Origin of the sequence: Kribbella voronezhensis, assembly GCF_004365175.1 — a bacterium.
GTDB lineage: Bacteria > Actinomycetota > Actinomycetes > Propionibacteriales > Kribbellaceae > Kribbella > Kribbella voronezhensis.
This window is the reverse complement of sequence record NZ_SOCE01000001.1, coordinates 682,901-693,420: the sequence shown is the minus strand read 5'-3', so window position 1 is coordinate 693,420 and position 10,520 is coordinate 682,901. Positions and strand designations below refer to the sequence as shown.

Genomic DNA, 10,520 nt, shown 5'->3' with positions numbered 1-10,520 from the left:
CGCGGCAGGCAAGTGTTTTGTGGACGAAGTGGTGCAGGGCGGGTCCCGGAGGGTGTTTACTGTCCGACCAAGGGGACCTGGTGTGCGAGTGGTACGCCAGGCATGGGTGTGCCCGACACGGCCTTCTGAGCGCCGGCGGGCAGGGGAGAGGAAACACTGTGCGCAAGTCTGTTGTCTGTCTGCTCGTCGCGCTGGTCACGGCGCTGGCGGGCTTCGTGGTCTTCCTGGCGCCGTCGGCGGATGCCGTCCACGTCAGCCAGGACCACCTGGTCAGCGACGATCCGGCGAACTGGACTCCGAACGTGCTCGACGGTTCGGTGAAGTCGATCCAGCAGTTCGGTGACCGGATCATGATCGGTGGAGACTTCTCCCAGATCCAGTCCAAGGACGGCACCACCACCTACACCCGGCACAACCTGGCCGCGTTCAACGCGACCACGGGGCAGATCGACACCACCTTCGTCCCCGACCCGGACGGTGAGGTCTCCACGATCATCCCGGCCGAGGACGGCGTGAACGCCTACGTCGCCGGGTACTTCAACAACATCTCCGGTGGCGGTTCGCCGAGCCTGGCGAAGATCAACATCCTCACCGGCGCCCGGGTCTCAGGCTTCAAGGCACCGAAGCTGGACGGCCGGGTCAAGGACCTGAGGCTGTCCAACGGGCGGCTGTGGATCGCCGGCCTGTTCACCACCGTGGCCGGCAACGCCCAGACCGCGCTGGCGACCGTGAACCCGACCACCGGCGCGTTCGACCCGTACATGAGGCTGCAGATCGCCGGTGTCCACCACGGCGGCGTGACCACCGTGATGAAGATGGACATCACCCCGGACGGCAGCGAGCTCGTTGCCATCGGCAACTTCGACACGATCTCCGGGGTCAAGCACCACCAGGCGCTGATGCTGAACCTGACCGGCGCGACCGCCGCGGTGGAGAACTGGCAGACCAACTTCTACAACACCGCCTGCTCGAGCAGCTTCGAGACCTACATGCGCGACCTCGACATCTCCCCGGACGGGTCGTACTTCGTCATCTCCACCACCGGCGCGTACGGCGGTTCGATGATCGCCTGTGACTCCACCTCGCGCTGGAACATCGACGCGCGCGGATCCGGGCTGACGGCCAAGTGGATCGACAACACCGGCGGCGACACGACGTACGCGGTCGCCATCACCGGCACCGTCGTCTACACCGGCGGTCACGCCCGCTGGCAGAACAACCCGTTCGCGGCCGACAGCCCCGGCCAGGGTGCGGTCTCGCGGCCGGGCATCGCGGCGCTCGACCCGATCAACGGACTGCCGTTGTCGTGGAACCCGACCAGGGACCGTGGCGTCGGCGTCTTCGACCTGCTGCCGACCCCGGCCGGCCTGTGGGTCGGTTCCGACACCGACCGGATCGGCGCCTCGGAGTACCACGCCCGGATCGCGTTCTTCCCGCTCACCAGCGGCGGGCTGATCCCGCCGGGCAACACCCCGACCCTGCCGAACAACGTGTTCGTCGCCAGTCGCCGCAGCGGAATCCTCATCCCGAGCTACGACAACACGATCAGCAAGTCGTCGTACAACGGCACCACCGCGACGCCGCTCAGCGCGGTACCGGCCGGCGGGATCACCTGGAGCAACATCCGTGGTGCGTTCATGCTCAACGGCCAGATGTACGCCGGCTGGTCCAACGGCGGCTTCGACCGGCGCACGTTCGACGGCACCACGTTCGGGGCACCGACAGCGGTCAACACCGGTGACCTGCTCACCAACATGTCCACCTGGCACAGCGAGGTGCAGGGCATCACGGGAATGTTCTTCGACTCCGGGCGGATCTACTACACCCGGTCGGGCCAGAGCTCGCTGTACTACCGGTACTTCACGCCGGAGAGCGACGTGGTCGGGGCGAACGTCTTCACCGCGACGGGCAACGTCACCGGCATCACCTGGTCGAACGTGACCGGCATGTTCCTGGCGGGCAACCAGTTGTACTGGGCCCAGTCCGGCGACAGCACCCTGCGCAAGATGACCTTCAACTCCGCCACCGGTGCACCAGTAGCCGGTACGGCGGTGTCGCTCAACACCGGTGGCATCGACTGGCGCTCCCGGACGCTGTTCCTCTACCAGGACGCGACCGGTCAGGGCCCGAACCAGTTGCCGACGGCCCAGGCCGCGGTCAACTGCACCGACCTGAACTGCACCTACTCCTCGGCCGGCTCCTCCGACCCCGACGGCACCATCGCGTCGTACGCCTGGACCTTCGGTGACGGCGGGACCAGCACCGACGCCAACCCGTCGCACCACTACGCGGCGGCCGGCACGTACTCGGTCGGCCTGACGGTCACCGACAACCGCGGTGGCACCAACACCAAGACGGTGAGCAAGGTGGTCACCCACGTGAACACGTTGCCGGTGGCAACCTTCGGGGAGACCTGCAACAGCCTGACCTGCGCGTTCGACGGATCCGCGTCGAGCGACGCCGACGGCCCGATCAGTTCGTACGCCTGGAACTTCGGTGACGGCGCGACGGGCAGTGGCGCCACCGCGTCGCACACCTACGCGGCCAGCGGGACCTACACGGTCGGCCTCACGGTGACCGACGGCGACGGCGGTACCAACACCACCTCGCACACCGTCACGGTGACCCGGATCAACCAGGGCCCGACGGCGAGCTTCACCACCAACTGCACGAACCTCGCCTGCACGGTGGACGGCTCGGCCTCCCAGGACCCGGACGGCACGCTGACCGGGTACGCGTGGGACTTCGGTGACTCCGCCACCGGCTCCGGCGTCACGGCGTCGCACACCTACGCGGCCGCCGGGACGTACACGGTCAGCCTGACAGTGACCGACAACGACGGCGCGACGGCGTCGACCACGCGGTCGGTCGCGGTCGTCGACCCGGCTCGCTCGGTGGACTTCGTCGGCGCCAGCCGGGTCAACGGCAACGCCGCCTCCTTCACCAACACGGTGCCGGCGGCAGTCGCGGCCGGGGATACGTTGCTGCTGTTCTTCAGTGACAACGACCCGCTCCCGACCGTCAACGGTCCGGCCGGCTGGACCCAGGTGGAGACGGTGGGCTCGACCAACCAGAACGGCCGGCTGTGGCGCAAGACCGCGACGGCGACCGACGCGGGTACCGCGGTCGCGGTGACCACGTCGGCGGCGACGAAGGCCGATGCCACCCTGCTCGCGTACCGCGGTGCTACCGGAGTCTCCAACTCGGCGACCGGTAGCGAGACGGTCAGCCAGACGGCGCACACCACTCCGACGCTCACCACGAGCACTGTCGGCGGCCGCCTGGTCAGCTACTGGGCGGAGAAGTCGTCGCTCACCACCACGCTGTCCGTCCCGGCCGGGACGACCTCGCGGGCGAGCAGCACCGGCTCCGGCTCCGGCCGGATCACCGCGCTGGCCGTGGACAGCGACAGCCCGGTGGTCCCGGGCACCGTCGGCGGCCTCACCTCGGTCGCAGACTCCGCGTCCGCCCGGGCGCTGATGTTCACGGTGGTGCTGGCGCCGAACTGACCCCCCACCCCGCAGTACCGGCAGCCGTCGACCCTCACCGGTCGGCGGCTGTCCGGCATTTCCACCCGGGGCGCATTCTTGAAGTACCTGTGCCGGTGTTATCGAATTGCCAGACTTTGTCACGCGGGGTGTTTGCAGGATTGCTCGTCCGGCAGGTGAAAAAGAAACCTCGATCATTTCCGGGCGAAGTGCTGACGCGGCCGTCCGGCGGGTGTTAACTCTCCGTGTAAGGGGGACCGCCACCGGATCTCGGTGCCGGTATCAGGGGAAGGGGCCGGTGCACGCTCGTGCGCCGGCCGGGGGAGGAACTCGTGCGAAGAAGTGTCTATTCCGTCCTGCTCGCGATCGCCCTGGCAGTGCCGGCCTGGGTGATCCCGGTCCAGGCGAGCCAGGCCGTTCACGTTCCACAGGATCGGCTGGTGAGCGCCGATCCGGCGAACTTCACGCCGAACGTGCTGGACGGCTCGGTGGAGTCCATCCAGCAGATCGGCAACACCGTCCTGATCGGTGGTGACTTCCACCAGATCCAGGCATCGACCGGGGGACCGGTCCTGACCCGGAACAACCTGGCCGCGTTCGACGCCACCACCGGTGCGATCAGCACCACGTTCGTGCCGAATCCCGACGGCGAGGTCACCACGATCATTCCGTCCGGTGACGGCTCGACCGTCTACATCGGCGGCTACTTCAACAACGTCAGCGGCGCCGGTTCACCGAGCACCGCGCGGATCAACGCCACCACCGGCGCCCGGATCACCACCTTCAAGCCGCCGAAGCTGGACGGCCGGATCAAGGACATGCGCCTGGTCGGCAACCGGCTCTGGCTGGCCGGCTACTTCACCACGGTGCAGGACCAGCCGCAGGCCGCTCTCGCCACCGTCAACGCGACCACCGGTGCCTTCGACCCGTTCATGGGCCTGGCGATCGCCGGCGTCCACAACGGCGGCGTGCCGACCGTGATGAAGATGGACGTCACCCCGGACGGCAGCGAGCTGGTTGCCATCGGCAACTTCAATGACATCGAGGGTGTCCAGCACCACCAGGTGTTCATGCTGAACCTCACCGGCCCGAGCGCGGCGGTGGAGAACTGGCAGACGAACTTCTACACCACCGGCTGCTCGGGCGCCTTCCAGACCTACATGCGCGATCTGGACATCTCCCCGGACGGCTCGTACTTCGTCATCTCGACCACCGGCGCGTACGGCGGCGCGAACGTCGCCTGCGACTCGACCTCGCGTTGGGAGACCAGCGCCCGCGGCAGCAACCTGTCCTATCGCTGGATCGACAACACCGGCGGCGACACGACGTACGCCGTGGCTGCGACCGGCACCGCTGTCTATGTGGGCGGTCACCAGCGCTGGCAGAACAACCCCTTCGCGGGTGACAGCCCTGGTCCGGGTGCGGTCTCGCGGCAGGGCATCGCCGCGCTCGACCCGGCCAACGGCCTGCCGTTCTCCTGGAACCCGACCCGCGAACGCGGCGTCGGCGTCTTCGATCTCTACTCCACCTCGACCGGCCTGTGGGTCGGTTCGGACACCGAGCACCTCGGCGCCAATTTCGAGTACCACCCGCGGATCGCGTTCTTCCCGCTCGCCGGCGGCACGGTGGTCAAGCCGAACAACACCTCCTGGCTGCCGAACAACATCTACGCGGCCGGTCCGCGTGGCCCGGCTGCGAGTCCGAGCATCCTGTACCGCGTGAACGCGGCCGGTGACGCGATCGGCGCAGCGGACGGCGGGTCCGACTGGGCTGCCGATACAGCCGCTGCGCCGGATTCACACCATGGTGCGGGCAGCAACACGGCCGGCTACAGCCCGGTCCCGAACGTCGCCGCGACGGTTCCGGCCTCCACACCCCGGGCGATCTTCGACAGCGAGCGATGGGGTGCGCAGACCTGGAGCTTCCCGGTCCCGAACGGCGTACCGCTGCAGGTCCGGCTGTACTTCGCCAACCGGTACGGCGGCACCTCGTCGGTCGGCCAGCGCGTCTTCGACGTGTCGCTGGAGGGCACCACGGTGCTCAACGACTACGACATCGTCGCCGACGCGGGTGACCAGACCGGCACGATGAAGTCGTTCGACATCACCAGTGACGGCAGCGTGGACCTCAGCCTGACCAACGTGGTGGAGAACCCGCTGATCAACGGCATCGAGATCGTCCGCACCGACCTGACCGACACCGGTGCGGCCGACGCGGTGACGAAGACGGCGTACGACGGGACGACCTTCGGGGCGCACACCTCGACCCCGAACGGCGGGATCAGCTGGCGCGACAACCGTGGCGCCTTCATGCTCAACGGCGTCCTGTACGCCGGTTCGTCGGACGGCAGCTTCACGCGGCGCAGCTACGACGGCACCACCTTCGGCGCGGCGACCGCCATCAATACCGCCGACGCGCTGGTCCCGATGACCGACTGGCACAGTGAGGTCAGCCAGATCAGCGGGATGTTCTTCGACGCGGGCAGGCTCTACTACACGCTGGCCGGCCAGTCGAACCTGTACTACCGCTACTTCACGCCGGAGAGCGGGGTCGTCGGCTCGTACCGCTTCACCGCGACCGGCAACGTCGCCGGCGTGGACTTCGCCAAGGTGAACGGCATGTTCATCACCCCCTCGTCGATCTACTGGGCGAACTCGGCGGACGGCAACCTGCGGCGCTCCGACTGGTCGTCCGCGACCGGTGCGCCGACGGGATCGTCCACCACGGTGTCCACCGACGACTGGCGGGCGCACACGTTGTTCCTGTTCCAGTCCACGAACGGCACTCCGCCGAACCAGGTACCGGTCGCGCACGCGGGCGTCACCTGCAACGATCTCGACTGCGCCTTCTCCTCGGCCGGCTCGACCGATCCGGACGGCACCATCACGTCGTACGCGTGGAACTTCGGTGACGGAGGGACGGACACCGGGGCCAGCCCGGCGCACCGGTACCCGGCGGCCGGCACGTACACGGCGACCCTGACGGTGACCGACAACGACGGGGGCACCGCGCAGGCGACGCAATCGGTCACGGTGACGCACGTCAACGCGACGCCGACAGCGTCCTTCACGGTTTCCTGTGCTGGGCTGACGTGTTCGGTGGACGGATCGGGTTCGACCGATCCGGACGGCCCGATCGGCTCCTATGCGTGGACGTTCGGCGACGGCGGTACTGCGACCGGCGTGACGGCCTCGCACACGTACGCCGCCACGGGCACCTTCACCATCGGGCTCACCGTCAACGACGGCGAGGGCGGCACCGACAGCACCACCCGGTCGGCGACGGCGAACTCGGATCCGATCACGTTCAAGGGCGCCGACAATCTGAACGCGAACGCGACCCAGTTCACGGTGACCGTTCCGTCCGGGGTGTCCGCCGGCGACCTGTTGCTGTTGTTCTTCAGTGACAACGATCCGGCGCCTGCCGTGACCGGGCCGGCCGGCTGGACCCAGGTCCAGACCGTGTCGTCGACGAACCAGAACGGTCGCGTCTGGCGCAAGACGGCCACCGCTACCGATGCCGGCAGTCAGGTACGGGTGAACACGTCGGCGACCACCAAGGCCGACACCACCCTGCTGGCCTATGCGGGAATCTCCGGTACCACGCCGGTCGCGGCTTCGGCCTCGGGCAGCGAGACGGTCAACCGGACGACGCACACGACACCGACCGTGGCGTCCACGGTGGCCGGGGCCCGGCTGCTCAGCTACTGGGGCGAGAAGTCGTCCGCGACGACCTCGCTGGTGCCGCCGGCCGGGATGACGGTCCGGGCCTCGTCCAGTGGTTCCGGATCGGGCCGGATCACGTCGCTGACCGGTGACAGCGGTCCGCTGGCGCCGGGCACTCTCGGTGGCCTGACCGCTACCGCCGACTCGGCGTCGGCGAAAGCGCTGATGTTCTCGGTGGTCATCGCGCCGAGTTGATCACGAATTACGGCGGGAGCGGTCACCGGCCGCTCCCGCTGTAACAGCTCCAGGGAATTCTCGATATACCGACGACAGGGGATTTGTTCGTCGTGACTTGTGGTAGTTGGGGCGCCACATTTCACCGGTTTTCCAGTGGTGTCCGCCGGGCATTCTGCGCGACGGGGTTTTTGGGGGAGGGTCTTGTGCGTAGCCGTGCTGTTTCCGTGATGCTCGCGATCGCTGTGGCCGTGCTGGCCTGGGTGGTCCCGGTGCAGGCCAGTCAAGCCGTTCATGTTCCACAGGACCGGGTGGTCAGCGCCGATCCGGCGAACTTCACCCCGAACGTGCTGAACGGCGCGGTGAAGGCGATCCTGCAGGTCGGCAACACGATCCTGATCGGTGGCACCTTCACCCAGATCCAGGCCGCGACCGGTGGCCCGATCCTGACCCGGAACAACCTGGCCGCGTTCGACGCGACCACCGGCGCGATCAGTACCGGCTTCGTGCCCAATCCCGACGGTGAAGTCACCACGATCATCCCGTCGGCCGACAGTTCCACCGTCTACATCGGCGGCTACTTCAACAACGTCAGCGGCGCGGGGTCACCGAGTACCGCGCGGATCAACGCGACCACCGGTGCGCTGGACCCGACCTTCAAGGCACCCAAGCTGAACGGCCGGATCAAGGACATGCGCCTGGTCGGCAACCGGCTCTGGCTGGCCGGCAACTTCACCACCGTGCAGAGCCAGCCGCAGGTCGCGCTGGCCACGGTGAACGCCACCACCGGTGCCTTCGACCCGTTCATGCGGCTGGCCATCGCCGGCCTGCACAACGGCGGCGTGACGACCGTGATCAAGATGGACGTCACGCCCGACGGCAGCCACCTGGTCGGCATCGGCAACTTCGACACGATCTCCGCGGTCAAGCACCACCAGATCTTCATGCTGAGCCTCACCGGCGCCACCGCGGCGGTCGAGAACTGGCAGACCGACTTCTACAACACCGCATGCTCGCGGTCGTTCGAGACGTACATGCGCGACCTCGACTTCTCGCCGGACGGCTCGTACTTCGTCGTCTCGACCACCGGCGCGTACGGCGGTGCCGGGATCGCCTGCGACTCGACCGCGCGCTTCAACACCGGTGCCAGGGGCAGCGGCCTCGGCTACTACTGGCTGGACAACACCGGCGGTGACACCACCTACGCGGTGGCGATCACCGGCACGGCCGTGTACGTCGGCGGTCACCAGCGCTGGCAGAACAACCCGTTCGCGGGCGACAGCCCCGGCCAGGGTGCGGTCTCGCGACAGGGCATCGCGGCCCTGGACCCGGCGAACGGTCTGCCGTTCTCCTGGAACCCGACCCGGGAACGCGGTGTCGGCGTCTTCGACCTGTTCTCCACCTCGGCCGGCCTGTGGGTCGGTTCGGACACCGAGCACCTGGGCGCGAACTTCGAGTACCACCCGCGGATCGCGTTCTTCCCGCTCGCCGGCGGCACCGTCGTCCCGCCGAACCCGACGCCCACCCTGCCGGGCGACATCTACCTGGCCGGACCACGCAACCCCGCGTCCGACCTGATCAACCGCACGCCGTACGACGGCACGACCTTCGGCACCAGAACAGCGGTCGGTGCCGGCGGGATCGCCTGGGGGACGAACCGCGGCGCCTTCATGCTCAACGGCTTCCTGTACGCCGGCTGGGCCGACGGCAGCTTCAACCGGCGCAGCTACAACGGCACTACCTTCGGAGCGGCGTCGGCCGTCAACACCGGCGACCTGATCGTCAACATGAGCACCTGGCACAGCGAGGTCGCCCAGATCACCGGCCTGTTCTTCGACGCCGGCCGGATCTACTACACGCTCGCCGGCCAGACCAGCCTGTTCTACCGGTACTTCACGCCGGAGAGCGGCGTCGTCGGCGCGATGCGCTTCACCGCCACGGGCAACGTCGCAGGCATCACCTGGTCGGCGATGAACGGCATGTTCGTCACCGGCAACTCGATCTACTGGGCCAGCTCGGCCGGCGGCGGCCTCCGGCGAGCAGACTGGTCCAGTGCGACCGGCGTACCGAGCGGCTCCTCCGTGGTCGTGTCCACGGACGAGTGGCGGGCGCGATCGCTGTTCCTGTTCCAGGGCACCGGTGCGCCGGCGAACCAGCCGCCGGTGGCGCATGTCGGCTCGACCTGCAGCAACCTGAGCTGCAGCTTCTCCTCGGCCGGCTCCACCGACCCGGACGGCACCATCACGTCGTACGCCTGGAACTTCGGTGACGGCGGCACCGGCACGGGCGCGAGCCCGAGCCACACGTACGCCGCCGCGGGCACCTACTCGGTCACGCTGACCGTGACGGACAACGACGGTGCACCGGGACAGGCCACGCAGAGCGTGACGGTCAGCCAGAACGCCGGGGCGGTGACCTTCGTCGGCGCCAACGGCGTGAACACGAACGCGACCCAGTTCCCGGTGACCGTGCCGTCCGGAGTGGCCGCGGGAGATCTGCTGCTGCTCTTCTTCGCCGACAACGACCCGGCGCCGACAGTGACCGGACCGGCGGGCTGGACCCAGGTTCAGACCATCGCCTCGAGCGGGCAGAACGGCCGGGTCTGGCGCAAGCTCGCGACCGCGTCCGATGCCGGGACGCAGGCTCTCGTCGCGACCTCCGCACTCACGAAGGCCAATGCGACTCTGGTGGCCTACCGGGGTACCAACGGCACGGTGTCTGCCTCGGCGGCCGGCAGCGAGACCGTCCTGCAGGCCACTCACACGACGCCGACCGTGACGGCGACGGTGGACGGGTCGCGTCTGATCAGCTACTGGGGTGAGAAGTCCTCCGCGACGACGGCGCTGGCCCCACCGGCCGGCCTGGTCGTACGGCTGGCTTCCGCCGGCTCCGGTTCCGGCCGGATCACAGCACTCACCGGTGACAGCGGACCGCTGGCACCCGGCACGGTCGGAGGACTGACCGCTACCGCGGACTCCTCCTCGGCGAAGGCGCTGATGTTCAGCGTTGTGGTGGCTCCCGCCTAGGGGGTTTGCAGCGGGGCAATCGGTGGGCCGGTGCTCTTCCCGTGGAGCGATGTGCCGGCACCACCACAGAAATCCAGCGGATCCAGTGGGGGGAAGCGCCGTCGGCG

The 10,520-nt window shown here is 68.3% G+C and carries 3 protein-coding genes; all 3 read left to right on the top strand.

The genetic code is table 11. The features are described from left to right. Nucleotides 1-158 precede the first annotated feature (158 nt). Nucleotides 159-3,509 (top strand): PKD domain-containing protein, encoded by a 3,351-nt coding sequence (locus EV138_RS03075; RefSeq protein WP_133976932.1) that lies wholly within the window; start codon nucleotides 159-161, stop codon nucleotides 3,507-3,509. A gap of 311 nt (nucleotides 3,510-3,820) precedes the next feature. Beyond that, on the top strand, nucleotides 3,821-7,408 hold the full coding sequence (locus tag EV138_RS37835) for a PKD domain-containing protein (RefSeq protein ID WP_238157934.1): 3,588 nt from the start codon (nucleotides 3,821-3,823) through the stop codon (nucleotides 7,406-7,408). Between the two features lie 185 nt (nucleotides 7,409-7,593). Next, nucleotides 7,594-10,413 (top strand): PKD domain-containing protein, encoded by a 2,820-nt coding sequence (locus EV138_RS03065; protein WP_238157933.1) that lies wholly within the window; start codon nucleotides 7,594-7,596, stop codon nucleotides 10,411-10,413. The last annotated feature ends 107 nt before the right edge of the window (nucleotides 10,414-10,520 follow it).